Source organism: Pseudomonas sp. TS_SC_3, assembly GCF_056156225.1.
Window position 1 is genome coordinate 1,993,180 of record NZ_CM149586.1, and the last position, 23,895, is coordinate 2,017,074.

Genomic DNA, 23,895 nt, shown 5'->3' on the forward strand with positions numbered 1-23,895 from the left:
GCCTAGCCCTCTAACAGCTCTTCGCGGCGATTCGCCTCAGCGCGCGCACGAATGGCGTCCATGCGCCGAAACAGGCTGGGCGCCAATGGCTGCACCTGCTCAGGGTTCGCTGCAATATCAGCATCCAATAGCTGCAGGAAAGCGGTCTGCTCAAGAGCAGCGGCTTTATGGTCAGCAAAAGAGACGACTTTGCCTCGGGACATGATCAAAATCCTTGATGAAGAAACAACCATTAGCAAATAGTTGCGCCCTGATTATCGTAGTGGCGGCAGGATTGATCAAGTAGACGCGTCACGATAAGTCGTCACAGCGCACAAAGACTCGACTCTCTTCTGGCCCGCAAGCTCATAACTGGCCCGCCACTGCGGCGCCGCTACGCTCACACCAAACCCAACACCAACTACTTTTATCCTAGATTTCTCGGAGGCTTCATGCTGCTTGTTTTCGGCTTTTTACTCTATTGGGGCGCTAACTTCGTTTGGGTGCTGTTGGTAGTGGGTTCGTTTATGGCTTGGCTCATGCCGCGCAATGCTAACCGCAACAAAATAATCCTCTCCGTGGCAGCCGCTCTTTCCCTGTTGCTTACCCTGGCTGTAATTGAGCGCGGCCCAGATTTCGATGAAGGCATGGACGGCGACTGCAATCCCGCGCGCGGCGCCAGCAGCTGCTACTAAAACAAGAAGGGGCGCCATTGCGGTGCCCATTTTTATTCCTCCCTAGCCAACCTGAAGCGCCGCGCAATCTCTGCGCCATGCTCCTGGTCACGCATCACCACCGCCTGACGCACCGCCTTGGTTTGCGCCTGCAAGCCAATGTCCATCGGCGGAACCCTGCCATTGACCAGTGCAGCAATATTGCGCTGCGCTACACCGCTTAGCTTGAGCGTCTGCACAATTTCAGAACGACTCATACCGGCAGCCCCTGCAGCGCTAACCAGCCTGCCCATTTCGGTGAATGCCTTTTGATACTGCGCATCCGCCGCCTGCTTCGCCTCACGAATATCACCCTCTGAAACCTTATTACTGCTGCGTAGCTTGCGCGTCAGTGTTTTCTTCGCATTGGCCAGGCCGTCCGTAAAATCGAACGATCGGTAGTACAGGCCGGTTTGCGTATCCAGCGTGGACGCGCGCCAGCCAAGCAGGCTGACCAGCTCGTCGCGCATATCGTAAGGCTGACCGCTTCCTTCGCGCCGCGCCTCCTTTAAGGCCAGCCATAGGCGCTCACCGTTGCTCACAAAGCCAGGCTGCAAAGCCTTGCGCATATGGTTGGTAATGTCCTGCAGCTGATCAACGCTGCCAGCGTCCGGGTTGAACACCGCGCCGCCTGTGGGTTTCTTGTTGGCCAACACCTCAAAGATGGCACCAGCGGTAATGTCGGCCCCAAAGAACGGAGACAGCAGATCGCTGAGCCCGCTTACGGCCGCTTTCTCCCAAGGCTGGTCACGCATCATCGCAGTGAGAGGTCGCTTCCAGTACCCGTAGGGGTCAAGGAAGCTCAAGTCGAAGTAACGCAACTTGCCGTCGGCATCGCGCCCGGTATAGAGGAACGTGGAGTTCTTCGACCAAGGCGCGGCCAGATCGCGCAACGCCTCTTCTTCATCATCACCGACACCTGCCGCTGCCGCGCTAAGCGCTGCCAGGGCATAGAAACCGCCTGACACCATCACCATACCGAGTGCGCGCTTGCGTCCAAGGGCGCGGATTTTCGGGTTGTCGCTCTTCAAGTCGGCCTGCACCAGTTGGAACATGTTGACGCTGGTGCGAATAATCTCCGACGGGAAGCTGACAAACGTACCAGCCAGCGGGAACCGGCGTAGCCATTGCACGGCCTTGCCGATCATCGAGTAGGTTGGATAAGTGTCGCGGATGCGCTTGGCCGCCATCACTTCCGCCTCGGCCTCGGCAATACCCGCGCCAATGAGGCTGGCTTTCTCGTTCTCGTAGCCGATGATCTTCCAGAAGTCGTCACCGAACGAATAGAAGCCCTGGGCAAACTGGTTGGCCTTGCGCAGCCACTTGAGCCCGGTACCGCTCTTGCTGCTCAGCAGTTCGTCCATACGGGCATCCTGCAGCAGCGCCATCATTTCACCGGCGTAAGGCGTGTCATAGACCACGCCGAGCTGCTTCAGCTTGCGCAGGTACACCAGGTCTTCGCCGGTCGCGTTCTGCGTCACCTGCTCGCGCATAGCGGCCCAGCTCTTTTTCATCTGTGTCAGGTCAAAGTGACCGTTGGCCAGGCTGAAGAACATCGCCGACTGCCAGTTACGCATCGCGGTAGTGGGCGACAGGATGGTCTTGCCGTACTTCACCATGCCGTTAAGGCGCACAACGGTGCGGTACAGATCGCTCATCTGCTCCTTGCCCAGCGCATCTTGGAAGGCTTGAGCCACTTCGGGGAAGGTCCATAGGCCATTGAGCGGCGCGTAGGTTTCCGACTGGTCGCCGGCAATCTGTGTGGTTGCGTCGGCCGGGCGGTTCTTACCCTCGAAAAACAGGGTGCCCATCCCGAAGTCCAGCACGCGGTCAAGGAAGCGCTGATTCCACACCAGGCGTCCCATCTTGGTTGCTGACTTGGCGAAGTTCAGGCGCGGGTCCATGTACTCGCCAAGCAGCGCGCGTATCTCCGGAACAATCTCCTTGCGCTTAATCAGCACGGTCAGGTCTTTGGCACCCAGCTTACCCTCGGCGATGAATGCGCCCATCGAGTCGTAGGCGGTGCCGTTCTTGAGCATTTCATTCACGGTCACGTCCGCCAGGCGGCGCGCCTCTGCAGCGGTTTCGCCCTGCTCCATGTAGCCGTTGGCCAAGTAGGAACGGGCAGCATTAACTACTTCAGTTGGCACCGTCTTGAACCACTTAGGATCATCGAACGCCTGGTACGAACGGTTGACGTAAGCGCCCAGGTTGCCGGTGATCTTGTCGATCAGCGCCTGGTCAGCGCCCTCCATGTTGGCCTCAACCTGCCGCTGCAGGATGCTCAGGTACTCACCAGACAGGCTGTCGATGTATTGGCGCATGGCCACAATGGCCACCTTAGTCGACTCAGGGATGGTTGGATCAACGCGCCCAGCCAAGGCTTCGGCCAGAGGTTTCATCTGCGCCGGGGTCAGGCTCTCAATATCCACGCCGAAGTCACCCTTAACTGCCTTGCTCAGCGTGCTGGAAAGGTGGCGCACATCAAACTCGACTGCCTGGAACTCGCTGTCGCGGGTGATCTTCTCGTTAAATACCGCTTCAGGCAGCAGGCCGCCCGGGGCGAACTGGCGGGCAAACACCTTTTTGGCTTTCTGCCACAGGGTTTTGTCGCCCTCGCGCAGACGGCGGTTCTCTTCTGCAAACGGGTCGTTATTTTCCAGCGGGGCCGGGCCGGTGGCGCGGTCGAATAGGTCGCGGGCTCCGGTCAGGCTGTAGCGGGTGCTGGCCGTTTCATCGAATGTACCTTGGTTGCGCCGGGCCTTGATGTTCTTGCCCTCAAACACTACTGGCCAGGCCAGGCCTTGAATGTACAGACCGTCATGCCCCTGCTCCATCAGGGTCTTGCGATACGCCTGCACTTGGGTCAACGACCAGTCACCCATGGCCTCAAACTGCGCTTGGGTCACCACCTTCGGCTTGGTCATGCGGATATAGAACTGCTCGACCACCGGGCCGTAGCGCTCGACGTTGCCCACGTCCTTGCGTGCTAGGAAGTGACCGAGTGCAGCAGTCGGAGTGCCGGTATTCTTGCCCAGGTCGACGTCGGCGAAGGTGTCTCGCTCGCCGTAGCTGCGATGCACAAAGGCAATCGGCTGCCCCTGCTTGTCGACCATGCGGCTCTTGCCAAACCAGCCCTTGAAGAATGGCGACTCCGTACGGCGAGCCTGGTACATGGCGTTGGCAAAGCTGCGTGTGGCAGCGTCGCCCTTGAGGCTGGTCACGAATGCCGATTCGTCGGCTTCAGAAACGTCAGGTAGCTCTGCCAGCGCCATGGCGGCGTTGGTTTCACGGTAACGGCTGGAGCCTTTCGGCCCACTGTCATTGCTGCGAGCGGCCATGCGGGCCTCTGCCAACAGCTGCACCAGGTCATTGCGCGACCACTTGAGCGCGGCCGCATCGCCAAAGGTAGCGCGGATGAATTTGCGCAGCAGCGCCACCAAGCGATTGATAACGCTGTGCTGCGGATCAGTCTCGGCCAGGTGAGCGACGTATTCCTCAGCAATCATGCTTTCAGCTTCAGCCTGACTCATGCCCGCCATTTGCCCGGCATAGCGGCGTTCCAGCTCGGCACGCATGGCCTTGGGCATATCGCGGTAAATCTCACGCATCACCGCGCCTAGCTTATCGCCCAGGACACTTTGCACACCGCCATGGCCAATGGCCTCATGCAGCATCACGCTAATGGCATGCTGGGTATCGCGTAGGTTACTGACCACTAAGTAAGCGGTGCCGTTGTGGTAGATGCCCGCCACTCGGCCGGTCGCCTTGTCGCGCTTGATCTGCGCCTGCAGGTCAGCCGGTAGATCGGCTTCGGTATTCACTACCGTAGCGTTAAGGCCAGTGGCAGCCATGACCTTCTTGGCGATGGCTCGGGCGCTGAACAGCGGGATACCAGATTCCTGCTCAGGGCTCAGCCGGTACAGGGCTACATTGCCGCTCTCAGTCTCACGGGTTTGGATAACACCAATCAGCTTATCGAAGGTTTTGTTGATTGCCTTCCGCTCCTCACCTGAAGGGAACGGTCGCTTCCAGCCCCACGGCGTAAGGATTCCCACATTCTCTGGGCCGAAGTTCAGGAACGGGCTCTGGCCGCCCCGCTCTGCAACCTTATCTTCCACATACCCCTGGAAAGCCCGCGCTGCCATTTCATGCGGAGTGGTCCAGTAGTCGGTGCCTCGCCCCTGATCCAGCTCTTTGGCATCCATGGCAAACTGGGTTGGCACCTTCTTGACCTTTTCCTCGCCAGTCTGAGCATCGGCAAGCATCTTGAGGCGTGATGAATACGCACCCATGGTTTGGCGCAGCCGGTCGAACACACCATTAGTTTCTGCGTTAAAACCGGTGCGACCACGCACAGCCTTGTAGATTTCGCTCATCTTCTCCAAGGCATCGTTGGTCCAGCGCATGCTGGTTAGAACGGAGCGCGATTTACCAGGATTCGCGCGCAGCTCGGTACTTAGCGCTGTGCCATCCCGCACAAGCTGGGCAACGGTATCGAACTCGGCAAGCTGCTCAGCGCTGGCCGGTTTATTGTTGCGCTTCCAATACTTTGGATCTTTCTGCTCAGCTAGGTCACGGCGGATTTCATCAAGGCGGTCAGTCAGTTCCTTACGGGCGCGCCCCACAAACTCATCAACGCGGGCCGTGTCCTCAACATAGCTTTCGCCCTTGCTGAACATGGTTTTCATCAGCTCGGTGTACGCATCGCGCAGCACTTCGCGCACACCAGAGTTGTTACGCAAAAAGCCAGAACTGGCAGCATCGTTCTCGAAGTTGCTCGTAATCTTGAGCGACCGCGTGCCGTCCTTATCAACCGCCCATGCCGACGATGATTTTCCATCCTGACGGGCAAAGTAGTGATCGAGTGCATGGAACCACTCATGCGCCAACGAGCCGGCACCGTTCATTTTGGTGAGGTTGATAACCACCTTGCCAGGTTCATAGTGTGCCCTGGCACCGCTCAGACCTTGACCCCGCGCACCAAACGCCAATGCCAAATCGCCATTCAAGCTGATAGCGCGCGGCGGGATACCCATCACTTCAGCCAGATCCATCAGACCATCGAATGCATCATCCAGAAGCTGCTGACGTTCTTCCTGATTGTTCCAGTTGCCGAACTCCACGCCACGGAAGCCAAAGGCCTCGGTAAATGCACTGTCCTTCACCGGGCCAGTGCGGCGCTCAGCGCCTTGGCGCACAGTGCTATCAGGCCGCGGCAAGTCGGCCTCACCGAACGTGGTGTTGGTTTCGATGATGGCCTCGGCGTTCTTCGCCATGTACTCCATCCCGGCCTCTCTGGACGGGAACACTTGGTCAACAACCTTAACGCGCTTGCGGTCAGTCACATCCCGCCAGATTTCAAAGCCGGTACCATCACCGTCGCGAACAGACAGAACACGATGCTTCTGCGCCACCGCAATTACCGGCAGCATTTGCATGGCTTCTTCTTCGGTCGCGTAGTTACCGCGCAACTGCCTAGGCTGCTTCTTCCAGTCGAGTTTGCGCTTGTCACTGATCACCCAGCGGCCAGCTTCCCCAGGCGTAGTGCTGGTGACCACCTGAGTGACTTCATAGCGGCGCTGCCAGGCTGGGCGGCTGTCCGTTTCCTTGGCGGCCTTCTTCTTACCTGGGGTAGACGTGTCTTTTCTCGCGCCACCAATTTTCTCGCCAAAGTCCTCGACCTTGGCTGCAGGCATTACTTGGGGTTTAGTTTTTTCTGGTTTGGTCGCAGCTGCTTTTAGCGGACCAGGCTCAGCTGTAGGCGTCTGTTTTGGCTCCGCTGGAATCGCGTCTTTGGCTGACACGCCAGGCTTGCCGCCCAGCTCGGTCAGACTTGGCTGACTGTCGAACATGCCGCCCTGCCCGGACAGGCTGTCTTCCGCATTCGCGCCAAGGGTGAAGTTATCGGCCTGGGCTTCGCTCTGCGCCTTGATCTGCGCCTGCTCATCGGCCTTGCGCTGCTTCTCGTCGGCCTCGGCCTGGGCCTTTTCCTCTGCCTTGATGCGCGCCTTGTTGGCCGCATCGGCAGCAGCCAACTCTTCCTCGGTCTGCTGGTTTAGCTGGAAGGTTTCAGCTTGTGCATTTCCTCCAGCACTTGTTTGCTCTGGTCGCTCAATGGCTGCTGCTGGCCGGCTTGCTTCAGTAGCTCCTGGCCCTGCTTGCTGCCCAGTAGGTTGCGCACTGCCTGGCTGACCTTCGGCGGCTCCATTTAACTCTCCCAGTATCTCTTGGCGGTTACGGCGCGGGACTGCGCCAAACATATCGGCTTCGGCCTTTGAGGCTTCAGCATAGAAGGTATCAGCGATGGCTGACAGCTCTTCGCCAATGCGCTTGCCCGAACGGCTGTTGGCCGCAAACAGGTCAATAAAGTAAGTGGCTTCAGGGTTACGCTCAATGTCGAGCTGCTGCGCGTAGGCGGCAAGCGTCTGCCCGTTGCGCATGGCGTTCACGGCAGCCTGTGCCGCCTCAACCACCAGGCCGCGAATATCCCACTGCCCCTGGCCTTTCAAGCGTGCCATTTTGGAAGCAGCAGCCAACAAGCCCGCCAGCACGGTGCGCGCCTCGGGGTCTGTGGCCTGCGCTTGCAGGCGCACCAGCTCATCGCTTTCATAGGCGCTGGCAAATACAGCAGACGCCGCGCGCTCATAGGCTTGACGGCTCGGGCGCCCGCCATCCAACAAAGCGCTGCGCTCAGCCTCGGGCATAGCCTGAATAAACTGGCGCACAGTGGCTTCGCTGATTTCGCCATTGTCGTCAAACGCCATGCTGCCAGCGTCGATGCGCTTGGCGTCGTTGCGTGCCTGCTCGGCCCCCGATAGCGCCGACACGGTGGCAGTGTTCGATTCGTCGCCAATGTCCTGGGTGATCTGGTCCTGCGGCATGATCCGCACCAGTACCGGGTTCTTCATGCCTTTGATGGCTGCCGGGCTGATGCCGTGCCCGCCTGCGTCCGCCTCAAGCTCTCGGCGGTACTCGCCGGCTGTGCCTTGGGTGTAGGCGTGACTGATGCCGGTTACGCGACCGTTGCCCGCAATTGCGCGACTCTTGCCCGGGGCGCCGTTCTCATAGTCAGCATTCTGGCTGCCGTTAATGTCGTGGCTCGGCAACAGGTCGGCGGCCTCGATCACGGCGTACTGCGCGTTGATCTTGCGCCCGCTGGCCGTGCTGACCACTTCGGAGCGGCCCTTGCGGCTGGCGGGTACCGAGGCGCCAGGCTCAACCACTGGTGCGCCGTTGGCGAAGTCGCGGGATATGCTCACGCGCTGGTAATCCGGCTTGGCAGCAATGCCACGCATCTGCGTAACGCTGGCCGGGGTTGAGCGGTCGCGGTTCTGCAGGACCGGCTTCGTCTGCTCCTGTGCTTCAGCAGTCGGCCGCACCTCAAACTGCTTATCACCCAGCTTGACCACTTCCAGCGCGCCCGGCTGCGCCGCTTTGCTGATCGCGTTCTTGGCGGCCAGTACGTTGCTGAAGGTCTTGCCGGCCGGGGTTTGCTGATCCATGCCGCGCCCGCCCTGGACGTAATCGCGCGGCGGCACACTCGGCGAGCGACCTTGCGTGGTATTGCCCTGCTCGTCAGTGAAGAAAACCCGCTCGCGCTGGTCGGTCAGCGCTGGGAATGCTGCGTCTGCCACCTCCACAGCGCCGGCGCGAAGGCCTGGCTTTTCCGCAAAACGCGGACGCGCCATGTAATCGCCCTGCAGTACAGGCTCACCGCGCGTAGCCTGCTGGTCCATGCCTGGGCCAAAGCTCTGTGCGTTCGGGTCGTTGTCGGGGTTTACCCATGCTGGTCGATTGGTCGAAGCATTGCCGCTGCCGTCGACAAATACGTCACCCTGGGCTTCTGGCGCCGGCAGCAGGTTGGCGGCGCGTGACAGGCTTCCCGCGTTTGGGTCTGGCCGATCAATCGGTGCCGGGTTTGGGTTGTCAGCCGTGGGCATGGGCTGAATCTTCGCCGGTTCCCATTGGCCTCGATCCGCTCGGTTGCGGCTTATGGTCCAGGCCGCCTCAGCGCCGGACTGGCCAAGCGACAGCGCCGCCTCCATCACGGCGTCAGTAACGTCAGCCTCGCCGGTTGCCGCCAGTTCGCCCAGATACTCGCCCAGGCCTTCGCCCACGCTTTCCATGCCGAGCAAGGTGCCGGCTTCAGTGGCGCGACGCTTGAGCGTGTCGGTCACCTTAATTGCGCCGTCTTGTGCGGCGCGCACTGCAGCGGAGATTTCAGGGCTCTGGCGCGCAGCCAGCACGGCCGCCTCGTCCGCCACATCAATGCCGCGATCAACCAGCACCTTGCGCGTTGCGGTTTCCATTGCGGTTGTTACGGTGCGCTGCATAGCGCTGGCGACCTTGCCGCCAAGGCCAAGGGTCAGGCCGTCAATGGCGGTAATCACGCCACCCTTGATTGCACCCTCGCGCTGAACCTGGTCCATTTCGTCCGGGGTGAACTGGCCGTCATCAGAGGCTGCCATCGCCTTGTGCCCGGTTTCGATGGCGGTGTTACCGATGAACATACCGGTCAGGCCGCCAATGACGCCGCCGACCGCCGCGCCCGCGACGTTACCCACAACCGGTACCGCGGTGCCCAGTGCGCCGCCTGCCAATGCGCCGGCCTTAAAGCCCGCAAAGCCGCCCGCCAGGGTTGGGACCGAGTTGGGCAGCTGCTCAACAATGGCCAGCCCAGCGCCGGCCGGGTTGTCGCCAATGGCACCGCCTACGTTCTTTATGCCGTCCCATAGGCCGGCGTCTTCAGCATCGTCTTCCTTGTTGCGCTGCACGTCGGCGTAGAAGTTTTCCAGCCGGTAATCCTTCGGCGCTTCCTGCTGTGCTTGTGCGTTATCGACAACCGCATCACCGTTGCCGGTGTAGGTGCGCCCGGCAGAATCAAGCGCGCGCGCGGCGCTCTTGGCGCCCTGCCATAGCGTGCCCTTTATACCCAGCTCTGTCTCTTTGCCGTACTCGCTATCCGCGAACGGGTTGGGAGCGCTTTCATCGCCCGGCTCAAGACCATACGACGGGTTGCTAAACGGGTTTTCACCAGCCATTACTGCGCCTCCAAGATGCGCGCAGCGGCGCCTTGTCCGTAAATTTCATCAAATTGCGCGGCTTGCGACGGGTTACTTTTGAGTGCCTTTACGTGATTAGCCAAAGGCTGAGCGTCGCTGGTCGCCGCCTGGTCGCCCTGCTGATCAACAAACTCGCCTGTCTGGCTGTTGAATACTCGCGCAGGCCGATTAACTAGGGCATTTGCTTTTGCATCGAACTCTTGGCCGCCAGCCGCAACGGTGAACCGAGCTGGTTGATCCTTGCCGGTGAGCACGCGAATCTGCTCAGCCAGCGCAGCGCGCTCGCCCGGGGCGGCACTCTCGTACTGTGCGTAGAGGTTCTGGATGCGCTGGCGGTCCGCCATATCCAGGTTGCCCACTTGCAGCTGTTGCTGCTGTACGTTCTGATTGAGCTGGCTATCTGCCGCCTCTCGGGCTTCACGCTTGAGGCCCAGCTGAGCGTCGGTGCGTAGCGCTTCGGTTTCAGCTTTGCGCCCATCGAGGCGGGCGTTTTGTATGTCGGTAGTTGTTGGGGAACGCGAGCTATCGCGCACCACGGTCACGCGCCCGCCGCCCTCGCCAATTTCGCCGCGTCGACTTAGGCCAATCATCTTGTCGCGCTCGGAAATAGCGCGCTCGTTGCGGTCATAGGCCAACTGCGCATCGCCTGCAGTGCCGACCGAGAAGGTGCCGCCCTGGCCATTGCCCACGCGACCAATGCCGCCAACCGATCCGGCTCCAGTAACAGCTCCAAGTGTTGCCGCCTCGTTGGTGAACTCAGGCACGCCATTGGCGCCCATACGACCGACGATTTCGCCACCCTGGCGCCCCTGGCCAATGCCGGTGCGGGTGTAGCCATTACCCTGCTCGCCGGGTGCGTCAGCGCTAACGGGTGAGTTATTAGGCGTAGTAGGTGAGGCGCTAGGCGTTGCGCCCTGGCTTTTCGCCCACTGGTCAAACGGCTCGCCGCTGTATGGGTTGCCGGCCGATGGCTGGCCAGTGCTGGCAGCCTGAGTGCGCTTCTCGATACCAAGCGCGCCGCGCACAGTGGCTCCCGCTGACTCGCGCAACTGCGCAGCGCTATCGCTCATGCGGTCCACGCCAGCGCCAATTAAGTCAGCCACGCCATCGCGGTACTGCGTCAGCTGGTCTGTATCACCGCCCGATAGGTAGCCAGCCGCATTGCGCACGCCGTCCCAAACGGTAGATGCCGGATAGGCAGCGATGCCCAGCCCTGCTTCAGCGGCGCCCCGCAAGCCTTCGCTAACCGGCCCGCCAGCTTTGGGTGATGGAATGCCGGCTGCCACAGGCTGATTCGCTGTTGGCTGACCGCCCTTGGTGACCGGCTGATCGAACTGCGCTTGCATGCGTGCAGCGCGCTCAGGGTTGCCCGGCGTTGGCATGGTGGGCGTCAGCGCCGTCTGTATGGCCTGCTGGCCTGCGGCAGTGGTAACAGCCTCGCCCAGCAGGCCGCGCTGGGCCGTTTCAGCATTGCGCACCGAGCCGGATTGCATGGCCGAGTCAACGGCGCCATTGGCGCTGCTCGCCCCGGGTGCGGTCGCTGCCGGCATGGCGCCGGCCTGCATATTGCGATCTGCAGCCGCCTGGGCGCCGCGAATGGCCGGGCTCATGTCGTAGCCTGGGCGCGCAGAGGGAATACCGAGCCCGGCACGCTGCTTCAGCTCTTCAGGGTCTACGACCAGGCCGCCATTGGCAAAGAACTGGCGCGGGCCTTGGTCATTCGCTGCAACGGGCTGGTGTGTGGCTGCTTTAAGCTGGTTGAGCGCCTGCACGCCCACGGCATGCACCTGCTCGGGCGGCATTTCATGCTCGCCATTGCTGACGCTGATCGGGGCGCTTTTCTTGCTCAAGCCCAGCTTGGCCAGGCCGTCATGACCAACGGCAGCAGTTGAGTCGGCTGGCATGATGTAACTGCCAACCGGCGCCCGCTTGTCGATGGAGTCAGATGTGCCAGTGCCCTGGCCGACGATAGGGCCGCCGCCCTTTTGCTTTGCGCGCTTAGCGCTGGGGAAGCCAAACATGGGGAAGCCCTCTATGTGTATAGAGGGAGTGTGCTGGCCGGGCGTTTTGGGGGCGAACCCTACAAGGGGAGCACCGCTAAATGACCTCCACTGCCGACACTAGGCTGGTCCAGAAAGGTGGCACAGCGGGAGGGGTTGCGTAGTAAGCGTTACTTGGCTGATCGATAACCTGCGACCTGACCAGTGTTTGCGTCATGGCAGTGGTGTCAACCGCGTATTTCTCATAGGTATAAGTGAGCGGCGGAAAAAAGCCGACCGCCGCTACAATCTCAACGGTGCCAGCCGCTATATCGTGCCCGAAGCCAAAGAGGCCGCCAAGTTCAGGCCAGCCCGACTCAGTAGATTCGCCATCGTAAATCCGGCAGCTCCCCACCACTGTAAATGGGCTGGGCGAAGCCGCGGACGCGGCCAGCATCACAGCGGCCCCCATGGCTATGCTGCTAGGGCCGCTCACGGGCGGCACTACGAATGATGCCGCCACGCTTATCGGGGCCACACTAACATCGGTTGATACATAGCCGGTGGTGCCCGAGGCATTGAGGGCGACCAGCCGAATAGCGCCGTCTGCGCACCTGGCGGGAATGGCCTGATTAGCGTTCACGCGTCGACCAAACTCAACAGCCAGGCTTGACGGCTGCAGCAAGGACGGCGGGTCTAGCTCAACTGTTGACGACGTTGAAAATTGAGAGTTCCAAAGCACAAGAACGTCATCGGCCTGGATTAAACCCGTTTGATAGTATCCAGCAAAACTGACTGGGACTGGCGGAAGGCCAGAGCTGACCTGTGAGCGCCACGCCGGAAAGAGCATGTTTCTGCCCGACGCTTCATCTAACTCCTTGCCGAACCAAACAACCTCGCTGCACGCTGGGGCTATGTAAGCTCGTTCGACCGTATACCCATTGGGCTTCACCGCGACGCCGACAAACTGGCTACCGCCCTCTGTGTTGTGGCGGTGGACCTCTACGGAAGCCCCCATGTCGACAAGTACAATGTATTCCATGGTTATACCTCTGTTTTGTTCCATGCCATGCCGGGCTTCACTGGCCGCAACTGGCTTCCCGCAAGCACGGCCCCGCGAAAATCACCTATGGTGTCGCTGATCTGGTGCCAGTTGTAACCTGAGTCGTAGCTAACGTAAGTAGCGCCTACGAAGCTAGCGCCGCCATTGGGCGGATTACCCCCGCTGTTTGTTGACCACAACAGCACTGCCTCGGTCCTGGCGGCTCCTGGCGCTGCGTTTGGATCATAAAAAGCACGCTGTACAACTGTGACCGCGCCGATGCCTCCGGCTGCTGAAGGGAATCCCTCTACAAATCCAATGGTCGCTTGCGCGATCACTCCGCGCACAGTAACCACGCCCGTTGCGGTCTCATAGGTGCAGAAACTCACGTCAAAAGGGGCAAGCAGAAGGCTGCCGGATGCTGGTATTGGCGCCAGCGTAACCAGAAACCCTATGCAGCCGACGCCCACATCACAGACAAGGCCAGTGATGGCGGGTATGCCCCAGCCTGGCGCCTGAAACTGCACAGGCGTGGCAAGATCGATTATCGTCGCCGTCACACCGTCAGACAGTAAGACTCGCATTATCCCGCCAGGGCTCTCCGCTGGCACATCGTTGTAATGCGGGTAAAGCCATGTGCTTGTCACGCCATCCAGCGATACGCCACCATAGAAATGACGTGCCTGCCGGTTGTCATTCGCGCTAGTAGCTGGGGCATAGCTGATCGAAACAGACTCGCCATCAGCTTTCGCATGAACCACCGTATAAATGTTGCCGCCGTCCCAGGCGTTCGGCTGGGCAGGGTTGTTCACGACCTCGGCGTGCATGAGTACATGAACTCCGTTATCAACATCGCAAGCATCAGGGTTTCGAAACCGGGACGGCAGTGCCGCCTTGTATACCTGCGTGCTGAGTATCGAGCCAGCATGCCTGTAAGTGCCATCTACTAGGGTCGGTATAACGTCGGCGGTCGCCACCCATGCCGCGCCAGGCTCAAAGTAGGGCCGTCCGTTGCTGTCGTAGGTTGCATTATCAAAAAGCCGCGCCAGCACCAAATAGCGCACACGCCCTGACTCATCCTGCGCAACCCGATATGAGCGCCCCCATACCCCCGCGGGATTAGCCCATCCTGGCGGGCTGGCTCGGTCAAAATCGGCACTGGCGCGCGGAACTGCAACCCAGTCCGTCAATAGCGTGTCGAGATAGTCGGTACTAAACGTCAGGCTGCCTGCATGGATGGCGGGGATCGGTATATTGCCGCCCCCCGCTTCCGTTACTTCGCGAGATGCACTACTTGGCGATGCCCATAGCCGGGTTATAAAGCGCTGCTTGGAAGGGTTAGACGCATTGTAAAACCCGGCCACATTGGCCAGATCGCGCTGCTGAGCTGTTTGCTCATAGCCGGTGCCGCGCGGAGTCAATGCGGAAAACTGTATGGATACAGCGCCACTCCAGGCCGCCCCTTCGCCGCCAAACGAATAGCCGACATTCGCCGCGATGCGCCACTCCTCGATCCTGGGGGAAGGCAAGGCTGGTCCGCCTGCAGCTGGGGAGTATCCGGCCTGCCATGCGTCACGCATGCCAGCAGGGAACAACAGCCCGCCAGAAACAGCCTGGCCATCCCCAAGCGGAACGCGCATGCCGCTGGGGCATGCAATCATTTGCGGCATGTCGATAACCGTACCGCGCGCATACCTGCCGCTGCGCGTTGCGCGGATCAGGTAGCCATCGTGGATTTCGCTGGTACGGTGCCGGCCGTAATCCAGTAGCGACTTAGCCATCGCCCTGGCTCTGCCAACCCACACCGCTCCCATTGGCGTGATCGAGCGGCCCGAGGCAAGACCACCGGCCACACGCTTGCCCATGCTATTGACTCACGATGTTTGCATTTAGCGTACCGGCAGCGTTCACCGCGCCCTCGGCAGCCGATGCAAAGGCGCTGGTAATTTGACCGAGCGCGCCATTCTTCGACCCGTCCGCCGCCGCTACGCGCAGGCGGTTTTCATCCAGTTTTCCATTCATTCGCAGGTTTGCGGCCTGCAAGCGCAGCTCTTCAAAGCCAAGCTGCACACGGTAATACTGCGACAGAGAATCATTGAGGGAGGCATAGGCCGCCACCTTCATGCGCGAAGCCTCAATGTCCTTGCTCGGCAGGTCCATCAATACGCGGTAGTAATCCGCAATGGACTGGAAGATACCCAGTTTCAGCCGTATAGCTTGCTCTTCAGCGAACTTTAGCAGGTCCAATTTAATCTCTGCGTCGCGCACGGTCTGCGCGCGATTTACCTCGCCAATGGCATCACTTGCACGCTCTTCGGTGCGCATAATCGCTTTGAACATTGCTCCTGGCGGAGAACTGAACCCTCGCGCAGAGAACTCCGAGCGAATCTGCTCAACAGCACTGTTGCGCGCACGATACTCACGGTCGCGACTTTCATGCCACACAGCCTCAAAGACTTCCTTGCTCAAGCCAAATGGCTTCTGCCCGGTAATAATTCCGCACAGCCACTCTTCTGGCGGATAGCGCAAGCAGCCGTTAATCTCAGGAAAGTACTGGTCAACGAGCCCTTCAGTTTCAGCGCTGAGAAACTGCAGCGTACTGCTGCTGTTGTCCACCGGCAGAAAATCTGCAATCGCGGTAGGCCTTGTCATCTGCGGCACGCTGGCCGTGAAATCCAGATTCGCCCCGCCTATATTCGGAATAAAGGTGCTGACTCGTCCTGATGCAGCTCCCGCCCGCCCTAACGCATCATTGGCGAACTCGAACAACCGAGTGACGTTATCGTCTATGCCTGCCATATCACTTACCCCTGCCGTAGCCGCGACGTTGAGACACCCCGACTTCCAGCTCAATATTGTCTACTGACGCATACGACGCATCCGTCAATTCCAGGCGCACATTCCACGTTCGGCCAGTGACCCCCTTTGCCAGCAATGCCCGCTTCTGCGGCTCGGTGCCGATCAGCCTGTAGACCTGCTCAGGCCCCGAATCTGCGCACAGCCTGAGATAGCAATCACCGTCAGTGCGCACGCCAACAAATGCGGTGGACATACGCTTTCTGTGCGCGTCACCGTAGTCAGAAGCACCAAAGTCCACTAAGGCGCGAATTACATCGCCGCTCTCGCCTTCAACCCCCAAGCGATACAGCCCATCTTTGCGCCAGCCGTAGGCATGGCCATCGTCATAGGTGAAGCCAAGAAAGTCGAAGTCGCGGTAAGTGGTCAGGGCGCCGGTCATAAAATTGACCGCATACTGCAGCGCTTGCTGGCGGGCCGCGCCGGCGCGACTTACGATGGCCACCTGCTCCAGGGCCAGCATTTCAACAACCCACCCAATAGAGGCATCACTGCTGACGCCGAGCGAGTCTAAGCCCGACAGCTCAAGAATTAACGTCAGTGTTGCCTGGGTGCTGGATGCCTCCAGTGAATCCATTGCAATCAGCAGCAGCGCCGTCTCCAGCACAGCCGTCTCATTCAAAAACATCGCATCGCTGCCGTCTGTCTCGCCTGCTGGCATGTACGGCTCTACGATGTTAGCCATCAGTCTGGTTGTCATCGTAGCGATCACGCGGTTGAGGGGCGCATCGGCAACCGCCGCAATCATTGGGGCCAGCTGCGCGGAGAACGATATGCTCTGGCCTGCCAGCCCCACTGTAGAAAGAATCGGCGGCGGCATGATTGCAACCATGCTGGATGGTATTTCCTCTGCAAGCCCAAGCGTTGCGGTCAATACAAGAGAAGGCAAGGTGCCAAGCATGCGGTTTATCCCGCCCGCCTCGCTGATAGCTACTACCAGTGCTGGCATGACAATCGAGAACGAGGCGGTCCCCGCAACCGGGTCAAGTTGGGCGTTGAGGTGGATGGAGGGCAAGCGCCCCAGCATGGCGTTCTGGCCGCCCTCATCGCTTATTGCTGCAACCAGCGCCGGCAGTCGGGCGGCGAATGAGACGGGCGCAATAGTTGATTCGATCCTGGGCGAATCAACAAAGTCGCCCACGCTATAAAGCACAACTCCTGCGTATGCTTCGCCAGCGGATGACACGCCCGACTCATACACCTGGGCGCCATTGACCCAGTACGTCACCACCCCGCGACCCCGCCGAATTTCCACCTGAGCGCCAGCTGGCAGTACGCCAGGGCCAAACACCGTGGACCCAGACTCAACAATACTGAATGTTTCTCGGCGCGCTACCAGGCTGTGCTTCATGTCTGCATAGTTATGCTGCAACTGCCTGCCGCACAGGCCTACCTGCACGCCAACCGGAGAGCCTGGCAGGCTGCACTGGAAATATCCGTCATTTGGCACCTGGCTCACCGAGCGCCCACCTGCGGTCCACCCAACGTGATCAAGCTGATCCATGCGCGCTTCTATCGCCGGCTTTCCGATAACGCCGGGGTAGCAGACCTGCTCGGTTCGGGTGACAGGCCTCAGCGAGCTGAAGCTGGAGCCGTATCCACCCTCAAGCTTTACGCCAGACCAGCCCTCTGGAATATCACCGAACGGCTGATATGCGCCAGAGTCTGGTCCGCCGCCAAAAAAAAGCCCCCCGCTTGAGCTGCTAATCACTTGGCGCGTAATGCAATACGGCGCGCGGGCAGGCACGGCTGGTACGCCTGGAATGTAGACTAGGCGCGGAGTTCTCTGAAGGCGGTTAGCCATGGCTTATTGCTCTGGCATGGCCAGCTCAAACTGCTGGAACGAGAGCGGCTGGGCCTGAACCAATGGCAAGGACGAGATAAACATATCGCTGCCAAGCGGCCCGGCCGTGCCCTGAAAGCGCACGGCAGTAGCGCTTGCATCGCCCGCGTCACCCGCAAGCACATAACGAAAGAAGCTAGGCGAACCGCCAGCCGAGTTATTTCCGGTCCAGTTTTGCGCGGCTGATTTCTTCAAGACCCCGAGCGGCGCGGTGTCCTCAAAGGTTAGCGGTGCACCATTACCACCAGCACTGATTTCGTTCAGCAGCACAGCACCGCCAAGCGCCGCATCGGCATTGGCAGGAACGGGACCGGAGTAAACCCGAATTAAGCCGCCGTCCAGGGTTTGCTTCATGGAGCCGGTGATGGCAAGCGCCACGCGCATGCCGGTACTTTGTTTGATCATGGTCAGGCCTCAGAGCACGTTAGTCGGGATGTATGTCAAGCCACAAACCAGCCGTCCCGGATGCTCAGGGCTGATTTTCTTGACGGTTGAGAAGCGCACAACGGACAGAAGCAGGCCCGTGCTTGAGCCCTTAACTGGGCTGGAAACAATTACTGAGCCGTAAATGTCACGCTCTGCAGTCGCTGTAAAAAGCGCCTTGCTGGCCACGTTGTCCCACGTACCTGCGCCGTTGTAGATGCGCTCCCATGCAGGGCGAGTGGTTTCGCTGTATTCAGTAAATTCACCCAGTACGCTTGGCAGGTCTGCAGCAGTCATTTCCGCCGTCGGTAGCACGTTATTTCGGAACAAGGCGCAGTAAAAATTAGGTATCGCAGCCACGTCGCCAAATGGTGACTGAATCAGGAAATCTATCCCCTGTTGCGGTATGCGGTTGTATTTCACCTCGCGGTGTATCACTTCGCCCGTAGCAGCACAGAACTGCTCAAAATCATGGCGAAAACCCAATACTTTCAGGCCGTCAAAATTCATCGCCTATCTCCAAATCGGCGAAGTCGCCGGTAGCAAGGTTGTTTGGCTTGGCAGCGCCGCGCATGGTGGTTACCACCATTGGGATGCCGTTGTTTTCAATCACGCCTGCAGCGCCGCTACTCGCCAGGTCGGGCGCATATGTCTGTCTGTTCGGCAGCGACACTTCGCCATTGCTATTACCGATGGCCTGCCCGTAGCGGGTAAACCAGGCAACACGCTTATCCGGTAGTTGCACGGCTGAGCCAGGCACGCCCCTCAAATCGAGCACGACAACCTGGCTGGGCTGAGGTGTGCCCAGGCCAGTAATGAAGTAGGTCTGATCAGCGACGACATAAACGCCGCCCTCGGTCGAGGCGATTAGGGACGGCTGCTCGGGGTATTGAAAAAACCCGTCTACCGGGTCCATAAGGTGTGGGCACATGGGCGATGTAAACACCACGCAGCGCTCGGCAATACCTATAAGAACTGAGTGATGCGCCGTGAGTTGCGAGCACGCCGGCAGCGGTACTAGGCCTGCGGTCGTCAGTGCGGCAAGGTGATCATCTACTTTCGTGATGGCCATTGCGCCGCCAATAAGCGGCCCCTGGCTGTAGAGCGTTGCAGCGTTTGCCGGACTCACATATACGCGCAGGGCGCGGCTATCGGTGCTACTAACACGCAGCGCCTGGCCCTCAGCAATGCGAACAAGTAAGGGCTCGGCGCCTGACTCTTCGCCGTCTACGCCAAACGCGGTCACTGCTACTTTGTAATAACCGGCTGGTAACGCCCCGCCAATCAACTCGACGTCGAACGCGGGCGCAGGAATTGCCCACGGCTTCAGGGTGCGGCCATCTGTACGCAGGCTGTCGTAGGTGCCGCTCAGATAAACCTGCCCGTTGAGCACAGCGCCAGCCACCGGGCCTGCTGGCGACAGACTCCCAAGCGGTGCGGCCATGCCTGTCTCTTCGGAGAAACACTGCACGCTGTCGCCATCCACGAAAACCACACGCCCGGGCAGTGCAACCGCCAGGCGCATATTGCCCGCTGGATAAATAAGCTCTTCCTGGGCGCGCAGCTCAAGCTGGCCGCCCTCGGTTGGATCGAGGTTCACCAGTTCGCGCACAAAGCCGTCAGGCAGCCGCTCAGGATTGGCGACGTTATTCGCTCCCTTCGACCAGTTGTCGGTGCGTATTGGTTTCATGCTGCATCTCACCCAATGATGGCGAGATTCTGTTCTTGCCGACTGGATTGCAGCGAACCCTACAGCCGTGCACACAATAAAAAGCCCGAACAAGCGGGCATTGATAAGAGGTGGTAATGGCACTCAGATTTGGGCGAAAGCGAACGAGCCTGATACGCGCAACAGCAACCAGGCTCGCAGCCGAGGCACTGGCCGATATCGACCTGAACGAACACGACTTCAACAAAGAAGACCGGCTCACGGCAGAAGAGCGCGTGGCCATTTATGCAGAGATCAGATCGATCTCTAACAAGCTGCTACTTGAAGCTGAGCAGATCGAGGCCAGGCTGCAGATGCCAACGGATTAACGCACCCGATACAACGTAGCGCGAGGCGCTAGAACGGCGGCATTACGTGATAACCGGCGATACTCAGGATGACCCGGAGAAGAATAAGGCTTAGGGCAGCGGTGATGATAAACGTGCGCACGTGACTTCCTGTCTTGGCGATGTTGCTTGGACAATAGCACTTGTGCGGGCACTTAATAAATCATCAAACGGACTACTCTGGGCCTTAGTAGTTATCTTGTAGGGGTATATTCTGGGGGCCTCCAGGCACCCACGGAGCGAACGTGAGCAAACAAATCTGGATTGTCCGCTCAGAGCAGGCGACGGCCCAAAACCTATAAGAGCCTACGAAACTCAGCAGACGCCTGAACTAAACGCCGCGCCCGAAGGCTTCGCCGTGGGCGAGGAAGGCTACTATGCCGAGCCGATCACGCTCTACCCGTAAGCGCTAAACATCCACATCGTAAAAGGCCCGCGCGGGGCGGGCAGATATACCCGATTTTACACAACGGCTATTACCCGTTCGGGAACGGCACGGCGTCCGGTGTATATGCCTCAACCCCGCGAGATGCTTTAGTAATTCGCAGTTCGTCAATCACACCGTTTACCGCTAAATTTCCTTCGCTGGCCAGTGAAGCCTTGGCCGTTCCGATTAGCAAACCGTAATCGGAAGAATTCCGGGCTCCGAAAGAAAACGGAGTTAGCGGAATCAATACACCGTTAATCAAAATAGCAAAACTGCTGCCAGTGCTAACTAGTCTGAAGGAGAAAAATTGCCTATGCGATATGGGCAAATTATACGCCGCGTAAGCGGTCGCGGACCCCTGAGCATAGCAAAAGGCAGACCAGTTACCGAGATACCGGCTGAAATACATTCCCGCCTGGTAAGGGCCGCTAGCGGAAAGCTCAAAAACACCGGCGTCAACATCCCCCGTTCCCTCGACATCGAAGTAAACCCGACCCTCTACCGTCCAAGCGTCCGAATAGCCGAACCCAGCCGTGTTCGGGCTCTTAGGGGCGCGCAGGTATGTTCCAGTCGGATGCCTTAGTGCTGTCGGCCCGAAAACCTTAACTGTATCGTCCAAGACACAGGCTCCGACTCTCTCTGCAATCTGGCCATTCTTACTATCGATGAAGGTAGTGCCCCCGGCGGCACCATCAAAATGCCACAGGCCCATTACGGAAGCCCACAAAGAGTCCGTTGCGGCGGCTGTCAGGCGCATTTGACCCGCTGTTATGCCGGGGATCATGCCGGCACCGTATGGCCGATCACATCCCACACATCAGGCGCTACGCGCTTAATGGTTGCACTCATGCGATCCGTCATAACTAAGGTTCCTCCACTCGGAGCGTTTAGGGCTACGCCTGCGCCTGCGGCTAGGGTTAGATTGCCGGCGCCAGCGCGCCGAATGTGTACCTCGGTATCGGCAGCCCATGCCGCTTGGCCTTGCGGAGCAACCGTGACGGTGGATGCTGCTGCGTTTGTGAACCGGATGTAAGCGCCCGCATCGTTCACGCCAAGGGTGCGAGCGGTGGTTGACTCGGTGGTGACGGGTGCCGGCGCTGCTGAAACGGTCAGGTTGCCAGCCCCCAGTAGCGACTGGCCGTTGACGGTCTTGATATTGGTGCCGCTGACCAGCGCGGCCTGCTTGCCCTCCACCACTGTAGTCAGGTCGCTGATTTGCTTCTGCAGCTTGCCGATAGCGACCAATACGCTGTCGGTGCTTACTACCGGCTCTCCAGTCGCAAGGCTGAGGCCGCTTAGCACGGCAGCAATGACGCGCGCGGCCGTGTGGTAGAGATTGCTGCTGCCTTCGCTCAGGCTGTCTGTGTCTGCGTTGGCGGTGGCGCCGGCTGCAATCCCGGCCAGCTTGGTCTTGTCGGCATCGCCAAACGCATTAGTGTCCGGATTGGCCTCATACAGCACCTTTACCTGCGCCGCCGTTACCGGATCAGCGCTGCCTGCCTGCGCTACCCACTCGCTGTCGTTGTCATCCCATATGTAGCGTAGTACCGGCGAGCCAACCCCAGCATCAACGTCGGCATAAGCCCCAGGAGCCGCCGACGCATGCGCTGCTTGCAGTGCGGCCAGGCTGGTGTAGGTGCCGAGATACAGTGCAGCCTCAAGGCTGGCCAGCTTCGACTTCTCCGCAGGTGTGAAATTCTCTTGGCTAAGGCCGTAACCCACAGCCTTATCTACCTTCAGAGCTAATCCGGAAGTAAGTGCGGGCGGCTGTACCGCTGAATCAGCAAGCGCTCCCTGCGCCACTGTCGCAGCCCCTACATCACCCGGTGTCGAAGGGATAAACGGCTTGACTGCCAGGTCAGCGTAACTGCCGCTAGTAGCCACTGCTGCAAGTGACCCAGGCTGAAGGGCTGTATCTGCCTTCGCGCCCTGGGCAGCAGATGCAGCGCCTATATCACCAGGTGCTGCCGGAATGAACGGCGCGCCCAACAGGTCTGCATAGGCACCACTGAGCGCCACAGCTGCCAGCGATGGCCTTCCCGACAAATCACCGTATTCGCCACTGAACGCAACAGCGGCCAGACTGGCATTGTTGGCTGGCGTGTACGCGAGAGCACCGGTCACATCGGCGCCAGTCAGGGCCACAGCACCCGTTCTGTTGTTGAACTTAGTTACACCAGCACTACCGCCACCAGCACCGGGCGCACCACGCATGCCGGCCTTGATAACAGACCGCCGACTGCCCCCGCGCACCACGATTACCCGGCTCATGCAGTCACCTCATCTTCTACGGTGATACTGCTGATCGCCGTCAGCGGGTACACCTCACCGCCCGGGGCGATGGCTTCGAAGTCATAGACGCCTTTCTTCCAGGTCAGCGCTGTTGCCGTGGCTGCATCCATCTTGAGAAAGAAGGTGCTCAGCGCAACATCGACAACCGCTTCGCCGTCAGGGTTTTCTGCCGGGTCGCTATGCCAGCTGAACAGCACCTCACCGCCTACCTTGTCCCGTACCTGGGCGCGGCACTGCCAGCCTGTCAGGTCAACGGGCGGCAAGGTAAGCAGCACCCCTGAACCATTCAGCGACTTCCAGCAGGCAGCGATAACGCCAGGCACCTCGATGGTGTCCGCATCGACCACCTTCACAAAGTACGGGTCAGCGCTCATCACCTCATGCGCATCGTCGGAATCGATGGCGGTGTTCAGCTCGGCCGGCGCTTTCACGCACGATACCCAAAACGGCCAACCGTCAGGCAGGCCGTGCCCGGGGACAGTGAGTCGAAGCGGCACCTTGCTCGGCATGCCAGTGATCAACATCTGGCGCGGCTCATCCCCGGCATACAGAAAGCCGAACTCAAACGTCTTACCGCGCGTGATGGTTAAATCGATCTGCTCAGCCATTGCTGCCAACTCCGATAATCTTGCATCTGCTGTGCAGGCCGCTAAGCGTTTTCTGCAGCCTCTTTATTTGGGCGCGCTGCTCTTTGAGCCCTTGCTGTAGGGCTGAATAATCCCATCCAGCAGCGGCTGTAAGTTCTGCGGTTCCTCCATCAGACTCGCCGGCAGTGGCGGTGGGTCGGTCCACTCGCACGCAGGTGGCATTGACTCGCAGCCCGCAAGTGCCATCAGCAAGACAGCGGCGCAGACGATCAGCCTCATCTTGAGCATCGGTCGTTTCCTTCTGGTATTCGGCCTCGGCGGCCTGGTAGTCGGTGATCAGCTCACGACTGATACGCAGCGTGACGCGCAGTGATTCCGCCTTAGCGGCACTCTGGTCGGCCGCCGTTACCGCGCTATCGCGCTCACTGGTGACGCTATCGATACGCCACAGCGCCAGGATCAACAGGACGCCAAGAGCGGCCGCAATGGCGATCAATACGCGCATGGCTTTGCTCCTTTGGCGATTGGGTAGGTCAGGCCTACCGGCATTTCGTCAGTGGGCACCTGCACTTTCTCAGGCGTCAGCACTGGCTTTCGGCGAGCGACTACGCGCTTGCGTTGACGTAGGCGCATA

17 protein-coding genes are annotated in these 23,895 nt (G+C 59.7%); 2 read left to right on the top strand and 15 right to left on the bottom strand.

The window, feature by feature from the left end; translation table 11 throughout:
* Nucleotides 1-2 precede the first annotated feature (2 nt).
* Nucleotides 3-203: a hypothetical protein gene (locus AC0J6G_RS09655; protein ID WP_475253489.1), complete on the bottom strand. Its 201-nt coding sequence runs from the start codon at nt 201-203 to the stop codon at nt 3-5.
* A gap of 228 nt (nt 204-431) precedes the next feature.
* On the opposite strand from AC0J6G_RS09655, the gene AC0J6G_RS09660 reads away from it, so the two are divergent.
* Entirely contained in the window at nt 432-674 is a 243-nt protein-coding gene (locus AC0J6G_RS09660; protein ID WP_475253491.1) for a hypothetical protein, read from the top strand.
* A gap of 32 nt (nt 675-706) precedes the next feature.
* Here the strand turns inward: AC0J6G_RS09660 and AC0J6G_RS09665 are convergent, their stop codons facing one another.
* The 9 genes from AC0J6G_RS09665 to AC0J6G_RS09705 form a co-directional block, all read right to left on the bottom strand.
* Nucleotides 707-9,736 (bottom strand): LPD1 domain-containing protein, encoded by a 9,030-nt coding sequence (locus AC0J6G_RS09665; protein ID WP_475253493.1) that lies wholly within the window; start codon nt 9,734-9,736, stop codon nt 707-709.
* Entirely contained in the window at nt 9,736-11,778 is a 2,043-nt protein-coding gene (locus tag AC0J6G_RS09670; protein ID WP_475253495.1) for a DNA polymerase III subunit gamma/tau domain-containing protein, read from the bottom strand. Before AC0J6G_RS09670 ends, AC0J6G_RS09665 begins: the two co-directional genes overlap by 1 nt.
* Before the next feature lie 76 nt (nt 11,779-11,854).
* Nucleotides 11,855-12,778, bottom strand: a complete 924-nt coding sequence (locus AC0J6G_RS09675) for a hypothetical protein (protein WP_475253497.1) — start codon at nt 12,776-12,778, stop codon at nt 11,855-11,857.
* A gap of 2 nt (nt 12,779-12,780) precedes the next feature.
* On the bottom strand, nt 12,781-14,559 hold the full coding sequence (locus AC0J6G_RS09680) for a hypothetical protein (RefSeq protein ID WP_475253499.1): 1,779 nt from the start codon (nt 14,557-14,559) through the stop codon (nt 12,781-12,783).
* An 85-nt stretch (nt 14,560-14,644) separates the two neighbouring features.
* Nucleotides 14,645-15,577, bottom strand: coding sequence for a hypothetical protein (locus AC0J6G_RS09685; protein ID WP_475253501.1), 933 nt, complete (start codon nt 15,575-15,577; stop codon nt 14,645-14,647).
* A 1-nt stretch (nt 15,578) separates the two neighbouring features.
* Nucleotides 15,579-17,138 carry a hypothetical protein gene (locus tag AC0J6G_RS09690; protein ID WP_475253503.1) on the bottom strand — a complete coding sequence of 520 codons (1,560 nt, stop codon included), beginning with the start codon at nt 17,136-17,138 and terminating at the stop codon, nt 15,579-15,581.
* Nucleotides 17,139-17,441: 303 nt separating this feature from the next.
* The gene (locus AC0J6G_RS09695) at nt 17,442-17,861 is read right to left on the bottom strand and encodes a hypothetical protein (RefSeq protein WP_475253505.1); all 420 of its coding nucleotides are present in this window, start codon (nt 17,859-17,861) and stop codon (nt 17,442-17,444) included.
* 30 nt (nt 17,862-17,891) lie between these two features.
* Nucleotides 17,892-18,410, bottom strand: coding sequence for a hypothetical protein (locus AC0J6G_RS09700; RefSeq protein WP_475253507.1), 519 nt, complete (start codon nt 18,408-18,410; stop codon nt 17,892-17,894).
* Complete coding sequence (locus AC0J6G_RS09705; RefSeq protein ID WP_475253509.1) at nt 18,400-19,683, bottom strand: hypothetical protein; 1,284 nt, start codon at nt 19,681-19,683, stop codon at nt 18,400-18,402. The genes AC0J6G_RS09700 and AC0J6G_RS09705 overlap by 11 nt, the downstream gene beginning before the upstream one ends.
* Nucleotides 19,684-19,706: 23 nt before the next feature.
* Here AC0J6G_RS09705 and AC0J6G_RS09710 point away from each other — a divergent pair, with 23 nt between their 5' ends.
* Nucleotides 19,707-19,937: a hypothetical protein gene (locus AC0J6G_RS09710; RefSeq protein WP_475251895.1), complete on the top strand. Its 231-nt coding sequence runs from the start codon at nt 19,707-19,709 to the stop codon at nt 19,935-19,937.
* Between the two features lie 494 nt (nt 19,938-20,431).
* Here AC0J6G_RS09710 and AC0J6G_RS09715 read toward each other — a convergent pair whose 3' ends face one another.
* The 5 genes from AC0J6G_RS09715 to AC0J6G_RS09735 are packed head-to-tail and all read right to left on the bottom strand — an operon-like array spanning nt 20,432 to nt 23,894.
* Entirely contained in the window at nt 20,432-21,139 is a 708-nt protein-coding gene (locus AC0J6G_RS09715) for a hypothetical protein (protein ID WP_475251893.1), read from the bottom strand.
* 23 nt (nt 21,140-21,162) lie between these two features.
* A complete protein-coding gene (locus AC0J6G_RS09720) occupies nt 21,163-22,653 on the bottom strand; it encodes a hypothetical protein (protein ID WP_475253511.1) in 1,491 nt (496 codons plus the stop codon).
* Nucleotides 22,650-23,282: a hypothetical protein gene (locus AC0J6G_RS09725; RefSeq protein ID WP_475253513.1), complete on the bottom strand. Its 633-nt coding sequence runs from the start codon at nt 23,280-23,282 to the stop codon at nt 22,650-22,652. Before AC0J6G_RS09725 ends, AC0J6G_RS09720 begins: the two co-directional genes overlap by 4 nt.
* Nucleotides 23,275-23,766: a lysis system i-spanin subunit Rz gene (locus AC0J6G_RS09730; protein ID WP_475253515.1), complete on the bottom strand. Its 492-nt coding sequence runs from the start codon at nt 23,764-23,766 to the stop codon at nt 23,275-23,277. Before AC0J6G_RS09730 ends, AC0J6G_RS09725 begins: the two co-directional genes overlap by 8 nt.
* The gene (locus AC0J6G_RS09735; RefSeq protein ID WP_475253517.1) at nt 23,754-23,894 is read right to left on the bottom strand and encodes a hypothetical protein; all 141 of its coding nucleotides are present in this window, start codon (nt 23,892-23,894) and stop codon (nt 23,754-23,756) included. The genes AC0J6G_RS09730 and AC0J6G_RS09735 overlap by 13 nt, the downstream gene beginning before the upstream one ends.
* Nucleotide 23,895 lies beyond the last annotated feature (1 nt).

Bases quoted from the DNA above. Each gene is read 5' to 3' on its own strand.
- AC0J6G_RS09720 (WP_475253511.1), bottom strand. From the start codon at position 22,653: ATGAGCCGGGTAATCGTGGTGCGCGGGGGCAGTCGGCGGTCTGTTATC.
- AC0J6G_RS09700 (WP_475253507.1), bottom strand. From the start codon at position 18,410: ATGAATTTTGACGGCCTGAAAGTATTGGGTTTTCGCCATGATTTTGAG.
- AC0J6G_RS09660 (WP_475253491.1), top strand. From the start codon at position 432: ATGCTGCTTGTTTTCGGCTTTTTACTCTATTGGGGCGCTAACTTCGTT.
- AC0J6G_RS09690 (WP_475253503.1), bottom strand. From the start codon at position 17,138: ATGGATCAGCTTGATCACGTTGGGTGGACCGCAGGTGGGCGCTCGGTG.
- AC0J6G_RS09670 (WP_475253495.1), bottom strand. From the start codon at position 11,778: ATGTTTGGCTTCCCCAGCGCTAAGCGCGCAAAGCAAAAGGGCGGCGGC.
- AC0J6G_RS09655 (WP_475253489.1), bottom strand. From the start codon at position 203: ATGTCCCGAGGCAAAGTCGTCTCTTTTGCTGACCATAAAGCCGCTGCT.
- AC0J6G_RS09715 (WP_475251893.1), bottom strand. From the start codon at position 21,139: ATGCGCCTGACAGCCGCCGCAACGGACTCTTTGTGGGCTTCCGTAATG.
- AC0J6G_RS09730 (WP_475253515.1), bottom strand. From the start codon at position 23,766: ATGCGCGTATTGATCGCCATTGCGGCCGCTCTTGGCGTCCTGTTGATC.
- AC0J6G_RS09735 (WP_475253517.1), bottom strand. From the start codon at position 23,894: ATGCGCCTACGTCAACGCAAGCGCGTAGTCGCTCGCCGAAAGCCAGTG.
- AC0J6G_RS09725 (WP_475253513.1), bottom strand. From the start codon at position 23,282: ATGGCTGAGCAGATCGATTTAACCATCACGCGCGGTAAGACGTTTGAG.
- AC0J6G_RS09675 (WP_475253497.1), bottom strand. From the start codon at position 12,778: ATGGAATACATTGTACTTGTCGACATGGGGGCTTCCGTAGAGGTCCAC.
- AC0J6G_RS09710 (WP_475251895.1), top strand. From the start codon at position 19,707: ATGGCACTCAGATTTGGGCGAAAGCGAACGAGCCTGATACGCGCAACA.
- AC0J6G_RS09685 (WP_475253501.1), bottom strand. From the start codon at position 15,577: ATGGCAGGCATAGACGATAACGTCACTCGGTTGTTCGAGTTCGCCAAT.
- AC0J6G_RS09695 (WP_475253505.1), bottom strand. From the start codon at position 17,861: ATGCGCGTGGCGCTTGCCATCACCGGCTCCATGAAGCAAACCCTGGAC.
- AC0J6G_RS09665 (WP_475253493.1), bottom strand. From the start codon at position 9,736: ATGGCTGGTGAAAACCCGTTTAGCAACCCGTCGTATGGTCTTGAGCCG.
- AC0J6G_RS09680 (WP_475253499.1), bottom strand. From the start codon at position 14,559: ATGGCTAAGTCGCTACTGGATTACGGCCGGCACCGTACCAGCGAAATC.